This is a genomic window from Pseudomonas sp. PDM14, from assembly GCF_014851905.1.
GTDB lineage: Bacteria > Pseudomonadota > Gammaproteobacteria > Pseudomonadales > Pseudomonadaceae > Aquipseudomonas.
This window is the reverse complement of sequence record NZ_JACVAQ010000001.1, coordinates 25,830-42,765: the sequence shown is the minus strand read 5'-3', so window position 1 is coordinate 42,765 and position 16,936 is coordinate 25,830. Positions and strand designations below refer to the sequence as shown.

Here is a 16,936-nt window from a genome sequence, read left to right as displayed (position 1 = left end):
GTGCTGTTCGTTAAGGTCAGCAACGATGGTTTTGCGCTGGGTGCGCAGCGGCGGACAATTGATCAGGATGATTTGCCACAAGCGGAGCGGGCGTTAGCCTCCTTCTTTGCTAATCCAGCAGAATTTGAAGGCTGTGAACTTGCACAAGCCGTAGATCGGGCGCGCATTTCTGAAAACGGTGAGTGGAACCTAAGCAATGAACGCTACCTAGTCACCCAACGTCGTGATTCACAATTTGACCTGCTGCCGTTTTCAGAAGTTTGCACTCTTGAATACGGAGCCAGCCTGCCGAAGGACAAGCGAATTGAGGGCCCATATCCCGTTATAGGCTCCAATGGCGTGACTGGTTTTCACAACGAGTTCTTGATTAGAGGTCCGGCAATCATCGTTGGACGTAAAGGCTCAGCTGGTGAGGTTACCTACATTCCAGAGGACTGCTTCCCAATCGATACGACGTACTATGTACAGCCAAAAGATCCCAGCAAAGTAGACTTGGTCTATCTATTTCACTTGCTGCGTAGCCTTAATCTCATCGAGCTAAAGGGCGGGGCAGGAATTCCAGGTCTTAATAGGAATGATGTCTACGAAAAGCACCTTCTGCCTCTCCCTCCCCTAAACATCCAACGTGAAATCGTCTCCGAAATTGAGGGCTACCAGAAAATCATTGATGGCGCGCGCCAAGTGGTCGAGAACTATCGACCATATATTGCGGCGAAGGCCGAGTGGCCAATGCAAAGCATTTCTGAAATCGCCGAGATCAACCCCCGGAAATCGCAGCTGATCATCAATGATGAGTCGATGTTAGTTTCTTTCGTGCCCATGGCTGACTTGCAAGAGCATGAGATGTTTTTTCAAGCAAAGGAATCCGAGCAAATAGGGAATGTCTTCAAACAGTACACCTATTTCCAGAATAACGATGTTCTACTCGCCAAGGTCACACCTTGCTTCGAGAATGGCAAGGCGGGCATTGCGCGCAACTTAATCAACGGTATCGGATTTGGATCAAGCGAGTACTACGTGATTCGCGCAGATCAACAACTTGTACTGCCCGAATGGATTTATCTGCACATTGCCACGCCTGAATTCAGGGCGCATGGTGCAATAAGAATGACCGGCACCGGGGGATTGCAACGCGTCCCGCGAGATGTTCTTGCCGAATGGAAAATTCCAGTCCCGCAAAATATCGAAGAGCAACGAACGCTCATCGAGGCAGTTGAAGCCGAGCAAGCACTGATCAATGCCAACAAGGAGTTGATCGCCTGCTTCGAAGCCAAGATCAAGGCGGTGATTGACAAAGTCTGGGTAGACTGACGATGGACTCTGCGCTGGAAATCCACGATTACCTGCCGCTGACCTATCCCTCGGCCAGTGAAGGAGAGTACGTCCGCTTTGTGTGGGAGGCGTTTGAGAGCAACTACGAGTCGGGCAAGTACCAGTTCTCGATGTTGGCTTTCCACATGCTCTACATGAGCTACGTGTATTTCTCGGTGTGGCAGATCAAGCAAGCACTACCGGGGGACTTCGCCAAGTCAGTGATCTTTCTAAAGAAGGAGGAGGAAAAGGGGCTGTGACAGGGCCGTGGCACAAACAAAATGCCCCGCACGAGGGCGGGGCTAAGGAGCATTTCGCTGTCCTGGAGTAGAGCAGTGAGTCGACCTTAAGCCCCGTACTGTGAAATGTTCGTGAAAGAAAAGCCCCGCATTGCGGGGCTTATGGGTTTCACGCCAGCGAGAACGGTGAGGCGCCGAGGACCACGCCGGTTTCTTCGGCGTAGTCCTGCCAGTGGCCGGTCAGTTCGGCGAGTTTCTCCGGGCGTTGCAGGGCAAGGTCCTGGATTTCGCCGGGGTCGTTGACCAGGTCATAGAGTTCCCAGGTCGCCGGGCCGAGTGGGCGGGGAATGTACAGGGCCTTCCAGCTGCCCTGGCGAATGGCGCGCATGCCAAACAGTTCCCAGCCGGTGACGGTGGTTTCGTCGTGGATCTGCTCGGTTTCGCCGGAGAGGTAGCCCAGCCAGGATTTGCCGCGTGGCTCGGCGACTTCGCGACCGTGCCAGCGTTTTCCTGGGTGACGCACGCCGGCCAGGTCGAGGATGGTCGGGGTGATGTCCATCACCGTGCTGAAGTCGTGGCTGATCTGCCCCTGGCGTGCCAGTTCCGGGTAGCGCACCAGTGCCGGGACGCGGATCCCGCCCTGGGTAGTGAAGCCCTTGTACAGGCGCGACGGTGCGGTCGCCGCCTGGGCCCAGCGCGGGCCGTACCAGACGTAGGAGTTGGCGCGGCCGATGTTGTCCAGGCTGTTGTCGTAGTGCTGGTCGAGGAAGGTCTGCAGGTTCGCGCCGAACTTGGGGAAGGCCTCGAGCAGCACGCCCTCGGCGCCGTTGTCGGACATGAACAGGATGAAGGTGTTGTCCAGCTGGCCCTGTTGGCGCAGGTAGTCGACGACGCGGCCGATGTTCCAGTCCATGCGCTCGACCATCGCCGCGTACACCTCCATGGTGCGCGCGGAGATGGCGCGCTTTTCGGGTGTCAGCGCATCCCACTCCTGGGTGAAGGCGCGCACCGGGTGCGGCTCGACCGATGCATCGGACAGCCCTAATTCCTGCAGTTTGGCCAGGCGCTCCTGACGCAACACGTCGGGGCCGGCGTCGTAGCGGCCGGCGTATTTGGCGACCACGTCAGCGGGTGCCTGCAACGGCCAATGCGGCGCGGAGAAGGGCAGGTAGGCGAAGAACGGCCGGCTCTGGTCGCGCTCCTTGAGGTACTGCAGCAGTTTGTCGCCGAAGGCGTCGGAGGAATAGAAATCCTCGGGCAACTGCTCGATGAACTGGTCGTCCTCGATGTACAGCGCCGGCGTGCCCTTGAGCACGGGCGGCGTGCTGTCGTCGTACGGCGGCTCGAAGCCATAGTGGTTGGCCGCACCCGGCAACAGGGCAAAGGAGCGCTCGAAACCGCGGGCGTGCGGCGCCAGTTCGGCGGTCAGGCCGAGGTGCCACTTGCCGCTCATCAGCGTCTGGTAGCCGGCTTCGCGCAGCAGCTCGGGCAGGGCGACGACGCGGTCGTTGAGGTAGCCCTCATAGCCCGGTTTGCCGATCTGCTCGGGGGCGATGGCTTCGGCCATGCTGCCAATGCCGGCGATGTGGTGGTCGGTGCCGGTGAGCAGCATCGAACGCGTCGGCGAGCAGGTTGGCGCGGTGTGAAAGTCGGTCAGACGCAGGCCGGCAGTGGCCAGGGCATCGAGGTGCGGCGTGGCGATCTCGCCACCGAAGGCGCCGAGGTCGGAGAAGCCGAGATCGTCGGCGACGATCAGCAGGAAGTTGGGGCGTGTGCTCATGGTGGTCTCGCTAAGGGGGAGGCCCGCCGGTGCAGCCCGGCGGCGCGGTTGGATCAGTAGGCGATGGCGGCCATCGGCAGGTCCTGCAGGCGCGGCGGCGGGGCGCGGTAATCGCCATCGCCGGTCAGCTCGAACAGCAGCTCTTCGCGCAGTTGGTGGAAGTCGTAGCTGCTGCGGTTGCGCGGGTGTGGCAGGTCGATGTCGACGATGCGCTTGATCCGCCCCGGTCGCGGCGCCATCACCACCACGCGGTCGGCAAGGAAGATCGCCTCCTCGACATCGTGGGTGACCAGCAGGCTGGTGATGCCGGCACGCGCGCGAATGGCCAGCAGCTCGTCCTGCATTTGCTGGCGGGTCAGGGCGTCGAGGGCGCCGAACGGTTCGTCGAGCAACAGGATGCGCGGGCTGGCGACCAGGCCGCGGGCAATCGCCACGCGCTGCGCCATGCCGCCGGAGAGCTGGTGCGGGTAGGCGCGCTGGAAGCCGTCGAGGCTGACCAGCTGGATGAACTCGTCGACCCGGCGAAAGCGCTCGGCCTGGGTCAGGTGCTCGTTGATCAGGCCGAGGTTGATGTTCTGCTCCACCGTCAGCCAGGGAAACAGACGGTGCTCCTGAAACACGATGCCGCGCTCGCGGCCGATGCCGTCGATGGGCTGGCCGTCGACGCGGATGTGCCCGGCGAATTCGGCATCCAGGCCGACCAGCAGGCGCAGCAGGGTCGACTTGCCGCAGCCGCTGGAGCCTAGGATGGCGATGGATTCGCCCTCGCGGATGTCCAGGCTGAATTCGCGGATGGCCTCCAGCTCGCCGCCGTCCACTGGAAAGTGCTTGCTGACGCCCTCGAAGCTGACGATCGGCGTGGCGGGCGGCAGGCCTTGGAAAATGCGGGTGTCGTGCAGGGTCAGGCTGTTCATGCGGTTCTCCAGCGCGTGGCGCGCGCTTCGATCACTTGTCCGAGGGTGTTGAGCAGGGCACCGGTCAGGCCTACCAGCAACATGCCGGCGAGGACCTGATCCATGCGAAACAGTTGCTGGGCGCCGATCATCAGGCTGCCGATGCCGCCGTTGGACGGCATGAAGTACTCGGCGCCGATGGTACCGAGCCAGGCGTAGATCAGCGCCAGGCGCAGGCCCGCGAAGATCGCCGGGGCTGCGCCGGGCAGTTCCAGGCGCAGCAGGCGTTGCAGGCGGTTGAGGCGCAGCACGTGGGCGGCTTCACCCAGTTGCGGCGAGAGCGTGGTGATGCCGCGCTGGGTGGCGATGAACAGCGGGAAGAAGGTGGCCAGGCCGACGAACACCAGCTTGGCGCCTTCACCCAGGCCGAACCAGGCGGTGAGCAGCGGCACCCAGGCGAAAATGGCGATCTGCCGCAGCGCCGAAAGGGTCGGGCCGAGTGTGCGCTCGGCCGGCTGCCAGAGGCCCAGCAGTACGCCGAGGGCGAGGCCCAGGCTGCCGCCGAGCAACAGGCCGCCAAGGGCGCGGCCGACGCTGCGGGCCATGGCATCCGCTAGGCTGTCGTCGAGCAGGCCCTGCCAGGTAGCCTGCAGCACGCTCCAGGGCGCGGCGAGGATGTTCGGGTCGACCCATTGGACGGTCACGCTGGCCTGCCACAGCGCCAGCAGCGCCAGCGGCAGCAGCCAGGGTTGCAGGCGTTGCCAGCCTGCACCGCCGGGGCTGCTGCGCAGCTCCGCGGTGGCCAGGTGCGGCCAGTGCAGCAGGCGCCGGTCAAGCTGCTGGATGCCGCGGTCGAGGACGATGCCGAACAGGCCGATGACCAGGATGCAGACGAAGACGATGTCGAGCATGAACAGCTGACGACCCCAGACCATCAGGTAGCCGATGCCCTCGCTGGAGGCCAGCAGCTCGACGGCCAGCAGCGAGGCCCAGCCGGTGGCCAGGGCCAGGCGCAGGCCGGCCATGAACGAGGGCAGCGCGGCGGGAATGGTCAGCCGCCACAGGCGCAGATGGAAGGGCAGGCGCAGCACCTGGGCGGCTTCGCGCAGGCGCGGTTGGGCATCGCGAACGCCGACCAGGGTGTGCACGGTGATCGGCACGATGATGGCTTTGATCAGCACCACCAGCTTAAGCGCTTCGCCGATGCCGAACAGCAGCATGAACAACGGAATCCAGGCCAGCGTCGGCACCTGGGCGAGGGCGGCGAAGGTGGGGAAGATCAGGCGTTCAGCGCGCCTGCTGCTACCGAGCAGGGCGCCAAGCAGCACGCCACTGGCTACACCGCCGAGCAGGCCCCAGGCCAGCCGTTGCAGGCTGATGCCCAAGTGCAACCAGAGTTCGTCGCGGCTCAGCTCCAGCAACGTCTGCCAGACCAGACTCGGTGCCGGCAGCACCTGCTCGCTCATCCAGCCGAAGCGGCTGGCCAGCTGCCAGAGCACAAGCAGGGCGGCAGGCAGCAGCCACGGCTGCAGTGCCTGGTAGAAGCGCCAGGGGCGCAAGGGTGGGCGCGCGATGGGCGCCAGCGATAGGGATGCGCTGCGTGCCACGGTCATTCTCCCGAGTACGGATGTTGTTTAGAAGAAATCTGCTTGGCGGATATAAAAAGCTTCATATCAATGCTTTTGAGCGATAAGAGCGCACATTAAAGAGAGCGCTCGCGCCCACAGGCCAATGCCTTTGGCGAATATTTTTTATGCTTTGCGGGCATTCCCGTTGGCGCCGGCGTCCTTGCTGGTTTATGCGTTTATCGTCTAAAAAAAGAATTTATTATTATTTAATTGAACCTTGCGCCTGTGCCTATCTTCCCGGCCATCGAGACGCCAACCCTGGCGTCATCGCGCCGATACGCCAGGAGCGTCACCGTCATGAAAAGTCTGTTTGATAGCGTGCTGCGTCTGTATGCCGCGCCAGCATTGGTAGGCCTGCTGGCCTTCTTCCCGCCCGTCGTGGTGCAGGCCGCCGCACCGCAGGAAATCCGCATCGCCGTGCCCGATCTGAGTGCCGGCAATCAGCACAGTGGTGGCGGGGTGGTGGACGTGCTGCGCAGCCAGCAGATATTCGAAGAGGAATTCGCCAAAGACGGCATCAAGGTGCAGTGGAGCTTTTTCAAGGGCGCCGGCCCGGTGGTCAACGAGGCACTGGCCAACGGCCAGGTGGACTTCGCTTACCTCGGTGACCTGGCGGCGATCATCGGCAAGGCCAATGGTCTGGACACCCGTCTGCTCAGCGCTACAGCGCGCAACGTACGCCTCTACCTCGGCGTGGTGCCGGGCTCGGGGATCAAGACCCTGGCCGACCTCAAGGGCAAGCGCGTGGCGATCTTCCGCGGCACCGCCAACCAGTTGTCCTTCGCTGCCGCACTGGCCAGCCAGGGCCTGAAGGAGCGTGACCTGCAGGTGATCAACCTGGATTTCAACGCCGCCACCGCCGCCCTGGCCGCCAAGCAGATCGACGCCACCTGGGGCGCCGCCAACCTCATCGCCCTGCAGCAGCGTGGCCTGGCCGAGCTGCCGCTGAATACCGATGACCTCAACGGCGTGGGCAGCGTGCAGGCCGTGCTGCTTGGCACCGGCGCCTTCGTCGATGAGCACCCGGATATCACCGCGCGCCTGGTCAAGGCGCAGCAGAAGGCCGTGCAGTGGCTGCGCAGCGAGGACAACAAGCAGGCCTATGTCGAACTGGTGTCCGGGCTGGCCAGCTACCCGCAGGTGCTGCTGCAGACCGACCTCGACAACGCCAGCTTCAGTCAGATCTTCGACCCGCAGCTGGACAAGGGTTTCCTCGCCAACCTGCAGGCTGGCGTAGACCTCGCGGCCCAGCAGCGCTTGATCCGCAAGGGCTTCCAGGTCAGCGACTGGAGTGAGCCGAAATTCCTCGATGCCGCGTTGCAGGCGCAGGTGGTCCCGGCCGCGCAGGTGCACGCCCAACGCTGAATCGAACAGTGGACGCGAAGGAACGCGAAACCGCGGCCCAGGCCGCGGTTTTTTTATGCCCACGATTCAGTCCCGAATCGCCGGGTGGTGTTTCGTAGGGTGGGCCACGCTGCATCAATCCACTCGGCTGGCGATCCGCGGGGGATAGACGCGTCGGCAGATACGTAAGCAGGGCGCAGAAATAGTACGAACCGATTCCGCGGGGCCTGTGTCGATACGTATGTAGGGGCGATGGCGGCATCGGGTGCAGCCGCAGATTCCACGCCATACGCCGCAACGGGCTCTGACGCCGAACGCAAGACGCATTCGGGCTGATGGGCAGATGGTATCGCTGGCGCTGCCAAACGGGCGTCGATCAATGGTCCATGGACCCTGGTCGATGTGGGATGGCATGCAAACGACAGTGTCGGGCAACCGGCCTGTCATTCGGATATGAGGAGATAGCCATGAGCTTGGGAACCATACTGTTGATCGTCCTGATCCTGCTGTTGATTGGTGTCGTGCCGGCATGGCCGCACAGCAGAAGCTGGGGTTACGGCCCCTCCGGCGGCCTGGGCGTGGTCCTGGTCGTGATCCTTGTGCTCCTGCTACTGGGGTACATCTGAGGCAGGGGCCGTCGCGGCCGTCGGTGCCTACGCATCGTTCGCCGCGGCGGCCCGGCCCGCCTGTTTTTGCCGCGGTGCCGTCCGGCACCGCGGCTCGTGCAAGCCGTCCATGTCGCGTCTCTGCGCTGCCAGACAATGCGGCGGCACGGTATGGCTATACCGGGTTACGGGAAGTCGTAGACGGCAGGGCGCTGGCGCAAGGCGCCGCGAACTGGCCTACTGCGGCACCGACTCGGTCAGCACCAGACCATTTCAACCCACACCATCGGGCCATGGCGCCCGTCTACAGGATGTTCGTGATGTCGCTGATTGAACCCCTGCTGCTGAGCGCTGCACGTATCTGCACCTTCGACGGCCAGCAGCACCTGACCAATGCCAGCGGCTTCTTCTTCGAGCGCGACGGGCGCCTGTTCATCGTCACCAGCCGGCATGTGATGAGTGACGAGCCGAGCGATCACTTCCCCGACCGTATCGAGCTGGAGCTGCACATCGACTCGGACAACGTCGCCAGCTCCATCGGCTTCTCCATGCCGCTCTATCAGGACGGCAAGAGCCTGTGGCGTCAGGGCCTGGACCCGGCGGGGGAGATCGACGTGGCGGTGCTGGAGATCGACCGTTCGGCGCTGCCGCCGAGCATGGTTTACCGTGCCTTCACCCCCGAGCACCTGACGCAGAGTTTCGAGCGTGTCGAGGTGGGGTCGTCGCTGCTGATCGTCGGCTTCCCGTTGGGCTTTCACGACACCCTGCACCATATGCCGGTGGTGCGTCAGGCGATCATCGCCTCGTCCTTCGGCCTGCGTTTCCAGGGGCAGGGCTACTTCCTCACCGATGGCCGCACCCACCGCGGTACCAGTGGTGCGCCAGTGGTGATGCGCATCGGCAACCCGCAGAGCGCCCAGTGCGATTTGCCGTGGATGCTGCTCGGCGTGCATTCGGCGCGCCTCGACGTGGGCACGCGCGATCTCGATCAGGATGAAGCGCTGGGCCTCAACTGCGCCTGGTACGCGGATATTCTGCTGACGCTGACCGAGTAGCCGGCGTAGGGCCTAAGGGCCTGCGTATTTTGCGCGTTGCCGGTTTTCAGGGCTGCTCAGCGGTGAGCGGTCACGGCGGCGATGCAGGTCAGCGGGCTCATTGCGCCTCGCTGCAGATTGGCCTTGCGCTGATCTCTGCTAGAGCGGGCTGGGGTGAGGGCGTTCTGCCCAATGGACCAGGCCATCACGACAACCCGCATCCACACGGCGTTCTCTCACGCCGCTAGCGCCTGCGCCTGCTCCTGATCCAGTTCGATCAGCAGATCGATCATCGTCCGCGCCGCCGGTGACAGCCGGTAGCCGGTGCGGGTGATGATGCCGCAGCGGGCATTCAGGCTTTCCATGTTCAGCGGCAGGTTGCGCAGGTGCAGCTGCACCAGCTCGCCGCTGGCCAGGCCTTCGCGCAGGGCTTCGCAGGTGCCGATACCGACGGCATCGCTACGCCGCACGATCTGCTCCAGCAGCGGTAACTGTTCGCACTCCACATGCAGCTCCAGGTTGGCCTTGCCGCTGAGGTTGGCCAGTACCTTGCGCGCGCCCACCGGGATGCGTGTGGCGGCCAGCGGGTAATCGAACAGGTCATTGGTCGACAGGCTTTCCTTGGCCAGCAGCGGGTGCCCCGCGCGGCAGAAGAACAGCCCGGCGCGCGGCGTCAATGGGCGGGTCTGAAAGCTGGGATCGGCCTCGAACTGGCGGATGTCGGCGACAAAGAACTCGATCTCGTCGCGACTCAAACTGCGGCTGAGGTTTTCCCAGTTGTTCACCTCGAGGCTGGCGCGCACCCGCGGATGCGCGGCCATGAAACGCAGCAGGGCGTCGGGAACCAGCCGCGCGGCCAATGCCGGGCCGGCGCCGAAGCGCACTTCACCGGCATCGAGCTTGGTCATCTGGTTGATTTCGTTGGTCAGGTTGCTGGCGCCGCGCACCAGGGTCAGCGCGTGCTGCAACACCACCTGGCCTTCGGGCGTCGGGCGCAGGTCCTTGCTGCCGCGGTCCACCAGCTGGCAGCCCAGTTCGTTTTCCAGGCCCTGGATGCTGCGGCTGAACGCCGGCTGGGTAATGCCCATGGCGTCGGCGGCGCGGACGAAACTGCGGTGTTCGGTGAGGGCTAGAAAGTAGCGAAGCTGACGCAGATCCATGATGCATTCCCGGCATTGAAAATATAGGTCGAAGGCATTTGCCGTGCCCTGGGTGCTGGTTTTAAATGCAGGCTCTTATTCCGTCAATTGAGTTAATAAATTATTATTAGACCTTAATGGAATATTGATATGGCCTTGCACCGAGAGGGGAACGACAGATGAAGCACTTCGAACTGCACATGACCGCGCCGCTGCTCCGCCAGCCCATGTGTTGCTGCCACTGATCACAGGGCGGCGTTGCGCCGCCTGACACGCGACACCCACGCCCTATTTTTCGCATCGCCACGTTCGCGTGGCGCGGATCGCTGCAGCCTTTTTTTGGCGCGGCGCGCCCTTGATCCAAGGAAACGAGTCATGAGTTCGACTGCTTTCAGTCCCCTGTCACGCATTGCCCGGCCGTTGTCCCTACAGCGCCTGGCGACACCGGAATATGCCCTGACCCTGCTGCTCGCCCTCGGTGGCCTGGGCGCCGCGCAACCGCTGCACGCCGCCGAGGTGAATGCCAGCACGCCGAGCGCCGAGGAAGACGTCGCGCTGCAGAAAGTCACCGTTACCGCCCGCCGCCGCGAGGAAGACGCGCAGGACGTGCCGACGCCGATCACCACCCTCAATGGCGCCACCCTGGAGGCGCAGAAGGTCTACAAGGTGCAGGACCTGCAGCAGGTTCTGCCCAGCGTCAACGTCGCCTATGTGCATGCCCGCCAGTCGAGCATCGCGGTGCGCGGCATCGGCAACAACCCGGCCAGCGACGGCCTCGAAGGCAGCGCCGGGGTCTACCTGGACAACGTCTATCTGGGGCGCCCAGGCATGGCCGTGTTCGACCTGCTCGACATCGAGCAGCTCGAGCTGCTGCGCGGCCCACAAGGGACCCTGTTCGGCAAGAACACCACCGCTGGCGTGCTCAACATCAGCACGCGCAAACCGACCTTCACCCCCGAGCGCAGCATCGAGATTTCCGGTGGCGAACGCGGTTACTTCCAGGGCAAGGGCACCGTCTCCGGTGGCCTCACCGAAACCCTGGCCGGACGCCTGTCGGCCTACCGTTCGCGCGACGATGGCTACATCGAGAACACCTACAACGGTGATGACCTCAACGGTGGTTCCCGCGAGGGTGTGCGCGGTCAGTTGCTGTTCGAGCCGAGCGAGGACTTCAGCCTGCGCTGGATCGCCGACTACAACGCCGAGGATTCGAGCAACGGCAGCATGGTCGTGTATGGCGCCCCACAGCGTTACTGGGATCGCGCGGCGCTGGCCGGTGCCACGCCGCACCGTGACCCGGACGACAAGAAGGTCAACATCAACGGCCGGCAGAGCGTCAGCGTGCACCAGGGCGGCAGTTCGGTGGAGGCCAACTGGAAGCTCAACGGCGGTTTCACCCTGACCTCGATCAGCGCCTATCGCTACTGGCACTTCACCCCGGCCAACGACGAGAGCCTCGACGTTGCGGCGATCAACAACACCGGCGTCGAAGTGCATGACCGCCAGTTCTCCCAGGAGCTGCGCCTGGCATCGCCCACCGATGGCGCGTTCGACTACGTGATCGGTGCCTACGTGTTCAACCAGAACCTGGGCAACAAGACCTTCACCGACTACGGCCCGCAAGCCGACCTGTTCCTCAGCGGCGCCAACACCGGGATCTTCAACAACGTCTACTCCAAGGCCAACGGCAAGATCGAAACCGACAGTTTCGCGCTGTTCGGCCAGGCGACCTGGCACATCACCGACAGGCTCGACTTCACCGCTGGCGTGCGTGGCACCTACGAGGAGAAAGAGGCCAAGGTCGAACGCTTCGCCCCGGTTGGCGGCGCCACCCTCGGGCCTGGTCTTCAGGCGGTACGCAACGCCCAGTTGGGTGCCTACGATTCCGGCGAGCTGACTCAGCACAACGCCGCGCCGTCGGGCCTGCTCAGCCTCAGCTACCGTTTCGACGACCAGTTGCTCGGCTACGCCAGCCTGGCCCACGGCGAGAAGTCCGGTGGGGTCAACCTGGCCGTGGCCAGTGCCCCGGTAGCCGGCGCCGAGTCACTGCTGGTCGGCCCGGAACGTGCCAACGATGCCGAGCTGGGCTTCAAGAGCACGCTGCTGAACAACCGCCTGCAACTCAACGCCAACCTGTTCTGGACCGGCATCCACGGCTACCAGGCCACCACCCTGTACCAGGCACCGGGCTCGCCCAACGTCGTGCAGGTCCTGGCCAACGCCGGCAGCGTGCGTTCGCGCGGCGTCGAGTTCGAAGCCAGTGCCGCGCCGCTGCGAGGCCTGACGATCAACGTCAACGGCTCCTACAACGACGTTACCTACCTGTCGTTCAAGGACGCGCCATGCCCGGGTGAGGTGGCCACGGCTCCCGGTGCACCGGCCTCCTGCGACCTCACTGGCGAGCGCGTGGTCGGCGCCTCGAAATGGATTGGCAACCTCAACGGCGAGTACACCTGGCGTCTGGCCAACGGCATCCAGCCGTACGTCAACGCCGGCTACTCCTACCGCTCGGAGGCCGAAGGCACGCTGGACAACTCCGACCTCTCGACCATCGACGGCTACGGCCTGGTCAACCTCGCCGGCGGTATCCGTACCGACCTGGGTGATGGCCAGCTCGACGCCTCCGTATGGGTCAAGAACGCCACCGACACCGATTACTACCTGGCCGCTTTCGCCTACATCAACGGTTCCTATACCGCCTCCGTTGGGCAGCCGCGTACGGCCGGGGTCTCGCTGCGTTACGACTTCTGATGTGCCGTCCGCAGCTTATTTCGCGCGCAAAGCGCCACGCTGGAACCATGAGGAATCTGATATGAGCAATGCCGCAGTCGCCTACAGCAACACCCCAGTCGAACTGGACATCCTTCCCGTCGCCGGTCGCATCGGCGCGCAAATCCGTGGCGTGAACCTGTCCGGCGAGCTGGACGCGGACACCGTGGCGGCCATCCAGGCCGCGCTGGTCGCACACAAGGTGATCTTCTTCCGCGACCAGGGTCATCTCGACGACCAGGGCCAGGAAGCCTTCGCCAAACTGCTCGGCGAGCCGATTGCCCACCCCACGGTGCCGGTGCGCGACGGCACCCACTACCTGCTCGAACTGGATGGTTCGCGTGGCCAGCGCGCCAACTCCTGGCACACCGACGTGACCTTCGTCGATGCCTACCCGAAAGCCTCGATCCTGCGTTCGGTGATCGCGGCCAAGGCCGGTGGCGATACCGTCTGGGCCAACACCGAGACGGCCTACAACGACCTGCCCGAAGAGCTGCGTGAACTGGCCGATCGCCTGTGGGCGGTGCACAGCAACGAGTACGACTACGCCGCGCTGAAGCCAGGTGCCGACGCCGCGCGCCTGGAGGAGTACCGCAAGGTGTTCGCCTCCACGGTGTATGAGACCGAACACCCGCTGGTGCGCGTGCACCCGGTGAGTGGTGAGCGCAGCCTGCTGCTCGGGCATTTCGTCAAACGCATCAAGGGCCTGTCCCAGGCCGACTCCCAGGGGCTGTTCAACATTCTCCAGGGCTACGTCATCCGCCTGGAAAACACCGTGCGCTGGCGTTGGCGCGAAGGCGACGTGGCGATCTGGGACAACCGCGCCACCCAGCACTATGCGGTGGATGACTACGGCACCCAGGAGCGCATCGTGCGCCGCGTGACCCTGGCCGGCGACGTGCCGGTGAGCGTCGACGGCCGCCGCAGCCAGACCACCCGCAAGGGCTGATCGCCTGCAGGGTAGGGTGAGTGCGCTGCATGCGCTCACCTTGGCAAACACGACTACCGGTGGAAAACGCTGCGCGGTTTTCCAGCCTACGCAGGGCCATTGCGCTAGCCCGCTTACATATTTCGAGAGAGCCTTACCATGAGTCAATCCGCCACCGCGCTCCGTGAGGAGCATGCCAATTTCGCCATCGTTCCCCTGGTCGCCCCGCTGGGTGCCGAAGTCCACGGCCTGGATGGCCGCCTCGACCCGACGCCCGAGCAGATCCTCGCCCTCAAGCAGGCGCTGCGCGACAACCACATCCTGATCTTCAAGAACCAGCAGCTGGATGACGCACAGTTCCTGCGTTTCACCTCCTGGTTCGGCTCGGTGTTCCAGCCGCACCCGGATTTTGCCGTGCTCTCCTCGGGCGCCGATGGCAAGGCGCCGAACATCGTCAAGGTGGCCAACACCGGTGATGGCGAGCTGGGCAACTTCGCCCTGCCGGCGCACACCGACCACCAGTGGACGCCGACCCCTTCGGCCGGCTCGCTGCTGTACGCACTGGAAGTGCCGCAGGACGGCGGTGAAACCAGCTGGACCAACCTGGCCTTGGCCTACAGCGCCCTGGATGGCGACACCCAGCGCGAGATCGATGGCCTGCGCCTGATCAACTACAACCCCTTCGTGCGCATCAAGAACGGCGGTTATGGCGGTGGCGGTTTCGTCACCTACCGCACGCCGGACATCGAGCCGATCCAGGGCACCGAGCACCCGCTGGTGCGCATCCACCCGGAAAGCGGCAAGCGCCTGCTGTTCCTCAGTGTGCACACCGAAGTGGAGATTCCGGGCTATGACCCGGAGCAGGGCGCCGCGCTGATCGGTCGCCTGCGTGAGCACTTGCAGAACCCGCGCTTCTCTTACACCCACAAGTGGGAAGTGGGCGACATCGTTTACTGGGACAACCAGGCCACGCTGCATGCGCGCAACGCCTTCCCGGCGACTCAGCGCCGTCGTCTGAAGCGCATCAGCCTGGCGGGCAGCCGGCCGTTCTGAGCGGCGTCTGCCTTGTCAGATGGTTCCCACGCTCCGCGTGGGAACCCCGCCAGGGACGCTCCGCGTCCCACAGACGCGGAGCGTCTGCACCTGCATTCCCACGCGGAGCGTGGGAACGATCAGCGCCCCGTGTGGGACGATCAGATACCTTCTCGGCGGCCCAGCGCCGCGTATCAGATGGTTCCCACGCTCTGCGTGGGAACCCCGCCAAAGACGCTCCGCGTCCCACAGACGCAGAACGTCTGCCACTGCGTTCCCACGCAAAGCGCGGGAACGATCAGCGCCCCGTGTGGGAGCGATCAGATCCAGGTGGTACTTGCGGCGCGTTCCTGTCTGGACGCGCCGTTTTTTTGCCTGTGCAAACAGGGAGTTGGCTGCTGCAAGGGAGCTGCATGCCTTCAGGGCATTTTTCCCATGCCTTACAGGCATTCGGTTAAAAAATATCTTTTAAATCAGATATTTATAAATTCAATATTCCAAAAAGAAATTACAAGATTATTAAAAATTACTTTATGAGATAAGCGCTAAAACCAATCATCTCCACCACGCCAACCGCTCTGGCACGCCTTTCTGGTGTGACGGGCAGGGAAGCACCTACCGAAGCGATTCGACCATGGGGGTCGAGTCCCGTAATCCAGGAGTTTTTGCCAATGGGCAATGTCCTCAAGGTCGATGGCCTGATCGACGTGCTCCCGCAGCAGCTGCGGCGCTCCGGCGAGATCCGTGACCTCGGCCAGTCGGTGCGCCAGGCGCTCGGCGTACAGCGCCTGGCCCCGGCCCGTGGCGCGCCCGTACTGGGCCGCCGTGAAGCGATCTTGCTCGGCGTGTTTGCCCTGGTGCTGCACGTGGCCGTGCTCGACTGGGTGGCCAATCGCCCCGAGCCGGTATTGCCGGACGTGCCGGTGGAAATCCCGCCGATGACCATCGAATTCGCCGCGCCGCCGCCACCGCCGGAGCCCATCGTCGAGCCGCCACCACCGGTGGTCGAGGAACTGGCCGTGAAGCCGCCGCCACCCAAGCCGGTGCCGCCGAAACCCGAACCGCCAAAGCCCAAGCCGAAACCCAAACCCGTGCCGCAACCGGTCGAGCCACCGCCACAACCGCCGAAGGTGGAAACCCCACCGGCACCGCCCGCGCCACCGGCTCCCAGGCCGATCGCCGAGACGCCGCCATCGGCCAACGCCGCGTACCTGAAAAACCCGGCGCCGGAATACCCGTCGTTCGCTCAGCGTCGTGGCTGGGAAGGCACCGTGCTGCTGCGCGTTCGTGTACTGGCCAGCGGCAAGCCGGCGGAGATCCAGGTGCAGAAGAGCAGCGGTCGCGACGTGCTCGATGAAGCCGCCGTGCGCGCCGTCAAGCGCTGGAGCTTCGTGCCGGCCAAGCGCGGCGAAGAGGCCCGCGAAGGCTGGGTCACCGTGCCGCTGGACTTCCGCCTGAACTGATCTGAACAACGCACTAACCGCATTTCGACTGACAACGTTTACGAGGACCGCACCATGAATTTGCTAACCGATTCCCCCCTGCAATCAGTCGAGCACAGCGTCATCTGGCTGCTGATCGGCTTCTCCGTCCTGACCTGGGGCCTGGCCCTGATCAAGGGCATCCAGTTCGCCCGTCAGCGCCACCAGGACCGCAAGTTCCAGAAGCTGTTCTGGTCCGCCACTAGCCTCGACTCCGCTGCCGAGCTGGGGCAAAACCAGTCCGGCGCCGTGGCCCACGTGGCCCAGGCCGGTTTCGCCGCGATCCAGGTGCCGGACGGTCAGCCGGGTGACCTGAGCCAGGCGATCAACCACCAGGACCGCCTCGAGCGCGCCCTGCGCCAGCAGATCCAGCGTGAGCGCCGCTCGCTGGAAAGCGGCCTGGCGGTGGTCGCCTCGATCGGTTCCACCTCGCCCTTCATCGGCCTGTTCGGCACCGTGTGGGGCATCATGGAAGCGCTCAAGGGCATCAGCGCCGCCGGTTCGGCGAGCCTGGAAACCGTGGCCGGGCCGATCGGCGCGGCGCTGGTCGCCACCGGCGTCGGTATCGCCGTCGCGGTGCCCGCGGTGCTGGTTTACAACTACTTCCTGCGTCGCCTGAAACTCACCGCCGCCGACCTCGACGATTTCGCCCACGACTTCTACAGCCTGGCGCAGAAAAGCGCGTTCAAGGTCATCGTGCATCCGGGCGGCAAGCGCGGCGTGAGCAACCAGCCGGTGAAGGAGGCGTCCTGA

The 16,936-nt window shown here is 64.0% G+C and carries 14 protein-coding genes; 10 read left to right on the top strand and 4 right to left on the bottom strand.

All coding sequences use genetic code 11. The features are described from left to right. Together IB229_RS21785 and IB229_RS00185 are read left to right on the top strand one after the other, a co-directional pair. Nucleotides 1–1,311: a restriction endonuclease subunit S gene (locus tag IB229_RS21785; protein ID WP_318652067.1), complete on the top strand. Its 1,311-nt coding sequence runs from the start codon at nt 1–3 to the stop codon at nt 1,309–1,311. A gap of 2 nt (nt 1,312–1,313) precedes the next feature. Then, complete coding sequence (locus IB229_RS00185; RefSeq protein ID WP_192323759.1) at nt 1,314–1,571, top strand: hypothetical protein; 258 nt, start codon at nt 1,314–1,316, stop codon at nt 1,569–1,571. A 148-nt stretch (nt 1,572–1,719) separates the two neighbouring features. Here IB229_RS00185 and IB229_RS00180 read toward each other — a convergent pair whose 3' ends face one another. From IB229_RS00180 to IB229_RS00170, 3 genes are read right to left on the bottom strand one after another with little or no spacing between them, the layout of a single operon-like run. Beyond that, complete coding sequence (locus IB229_RS00180) at nt 1,720–3,330, bottom strand: arylsulfatase (RefSeq protein WP_192323757.1); 1,611 nt, start codon at nt 3,328–3,330, stop codon at nt 1,720–1,722. 53 nt (nt 3,331–3,383) lie between these two features. Further along, entirely contained in the window at nt 3,384–4,244 is an 861-nt protein-coding gene (locus tag IB229_RS00175) for an ABC transporter ATP-binding protein (RefSeq protein ID WP_192323755.1), read from the bottom strand. Beyond that, nucleotides 4,241–5,830: an ABC transporter permease gene (locus tag IB229_RS00170; RefSeq protein ID WP_192323753.1), complete on the bottom strand. Its 1,590-nt coding sequence runs from the start codon at nt 5,828–5,830 to the stop codon at nt 4,241–4,243. The genes IB229_RS00175 and IB229_RS00170 overlap by 4 nt, the downstream gene beginning before the upstream one ends. Nucleotides 5,831–6,148: 318 nt before the next feature. On the opposite strand from IB229_RS00170, the gene IB229_RS00165 reads away from it, so the two are divergent. The 3 genes from IB229_RS00165 (at nt 6,149) to IB229_RS00155 (ending at nt 8,855) form a co-directional block, all read left to right on the top strand. Continuing rightward, nucleotides 6,149–7,216, top strand: coding sequence for an ABC transporter substrate-binding protein (locus IB229_RS00165; protein ID WP_192323751.1), 1,068 nt, complete (start codon nt 6,149–6,151; stop codon nt 7,214–7,216). A 446-nt stretch (nt 7,217–7,662) separates the two neighbouring features. Further along, nucleotides 7,663–7,821, top strand: a complete 159-nt coding sequence (locus tag IB229_RS00160; RefSeq protein WP_192323749.1) for a DUF3309 family protein — start codon at nt 7,663–7,665, stop codon at nt 7,819–7,821. 299 nt (nt 7,822–8,120) lie between these two features. After that, nucleotides 8,121–8,855 carry a S1 family peptidase gene (locus IB229_RS00155; protein WP_225578876.1) on the top strand — a complete coding sequence of 245 codons (735 nt, stop codon included), beginning with the start codon at nt 8,121–8,123 and terminating at the stop codon, nt 8,853–8,855. A gap of 215 nt (nt 8,856–9,070) precedes the next feature. Here the strand turns inward: IB229_RS00155 and IB229_RS00150 are convergent, their stop codons facing one another. Then, nucleotides 9,071–9,994, bottom strand: a complete 924-nt coding sequence (locus IB229_RS00150; protein ID WP_192323747.1) for a LysR family transcriptional regulator — start codon at nt 9,992–9,994, stop codon at nt 9,071–9,073. A 354-nt stretch (nt 9,995–10,348) separates the two neighbouring features. On the opposite strand from IB229_RS00150, the gene IB229_RS00145 reads away from it, so the two are divergent. The 5 genes from IB229_RS00145 to IB229_RS00125 all read left to right on the top strand — a co-directional run bounded on the left by IB229_RS00145 (nt 10,349) and on the right by IB229_RS00125 (nt 16,936). Next, nucleotides 10,349–12,724: a TonB-dependent receptor gene (locus tag IB229_RS00145; protein ID WP_192323745.1), complete on the top strand. Its 2,376-nt coding sequence runs from the start codon at nt 10,349–10,351 to the stop codon at nt 12,722–12,724. Nucleotides 12,725–12,785: 61 nt separating this feature from the next. Continuing rightward, nucleotides 12,786–13,691, top strand: coding sequence for a TauD/TfdA dioxygenase family protein (locus IB229_RS00140; protein WP_192323743.1), 906 nt, complete (start codon nt 12,786–12,788; stop codon nt 13,689–13,691). A 138-nt stretch (nt 13,692–13,829) separates the two neighbouring features. Continuing rightward, nucleotides 13,830–14,723, top strand: a complete 894-nt coding sequence (locus tag IB229_RS00135) for a TauD/TfdA dioxygenase family protein (protein WP_192323741.1) — start codon at nt 13,830–13,832, stop codon at nt 14,721–14,723. Between the two features lie 650 nt (nt 14,724–15,373). After that, complete coding sequence (locus tag IB229_RS00130) at nt 15,374–16,165, top strand: energy transducer TonB (protein ID WP_192323739.1); 792 nt, start codon at nt 15,374–15,376, stop codon at nt 16,163–16,165. Nucleotides 16,166–16,219: 54 nt separating this feature from the next. After that, nucleotides 16,220–16,936: a MotA/TolQ/ExbB proton channel family protein gene (locus IB229_RS00125; protein WP_192323737.1), complete on the top strand. Its 717-nt coding sequence runs from the start codon at nt 16,220–16,222 to the stop codon at nt 16,934–16,936.

What these genes read in the sequence shown, in the direction of transcription:
- IB229_RS00165 (WP_192323751.1), top strand. Translation starts at nt 6,149, where the DNA reads ATGAAAAGTCTGTTTGATAGCGTGCTGCGTCTGTATGCCGCGCCAGCA.
- IB229_RS00125 (WP_192323737.1), top strand. Translation starts at nt 16,220, where the DNA reads ATGAATTTGCTAACCGATTCCCCCCTGCAATCAGTCGAGCACAGCGTC.
- IB229_RS00185 (WP_192323759.1), top strand. Translation starts at nt 1,314, where the DNA reads ATGGACTCTGCGCTGGAAATCCACGATTACCTGCCGCTGACCTATCCC.
- IB229_RS00160 (WP_192323749.1), top strand. Translation starts at nt 7,663, where the DNA reads ATGAGCTTGGGAACCATACTGTTGATCGTCCTGATCCTGCTGTTGATT.
- IB229_RS00150 (WP_192323747.1), bottom strand. Translation starts at nt 9,994, where the DNA reads ATGGATCTGCGTCAGCTTCGCTACTTTCTAGCCCTCACCGAACACCGC.
- IB229_RS00145 (WP_192323745.1), top strand. Translation starts at nt 10,349, where the DNA reads ATGAGTTCGACTGCTTTCAGTCCCCTGTCACGCATTGCCCGGCCGTTG.
- IB229_RS00130 (WP_192323739.1), top strand. Translation starts at nt 15,374, where the DNA reads ATGGGCAATGTCCTCAAGGTCGATGGCCTGATCGACGTGCTCCCGCAG.
- IB229_RS00155 (WP_225578876.1), top strand. Translation starts at nt 8,121, where the DNA reads ATGTCGCTGATTGAACCCCTGCTGCTGAGCGCTGCACGTATCTGCACC.
- IB229_RS00180 (WP_192323757.1), bottom strand. Translation starts at nt 3,330, where the DNA reads ATGAGCACACGCCCCAACTTCCTGCTGATCGTCGCCGACGATCTCGGC.
- IB229_RS00175 (WP_192323755.1), bottom strand. Translation starts at nt 4,244, where the DNA reads ATGAACAGCCTGACCCTGCACGACACCCGCATTTTCCAAGGCCTGCCG.
- IB229_RS00135 (WP_192323741.1), top strand. Translation starts at nt 13,830, where the DNA reads ATGAGTCAATCCGCCACCGCGCTCCGTGAGGAGCATGCCAATTTCGCC.
- IB229_RS00140 (WP_192323743.1), top strand. Translation starts at nt 12,786, where the DNA reads ATGAGCAATGCCGCAGTCGCCTACAGCAACACCCCAGTCGAACTGGAC.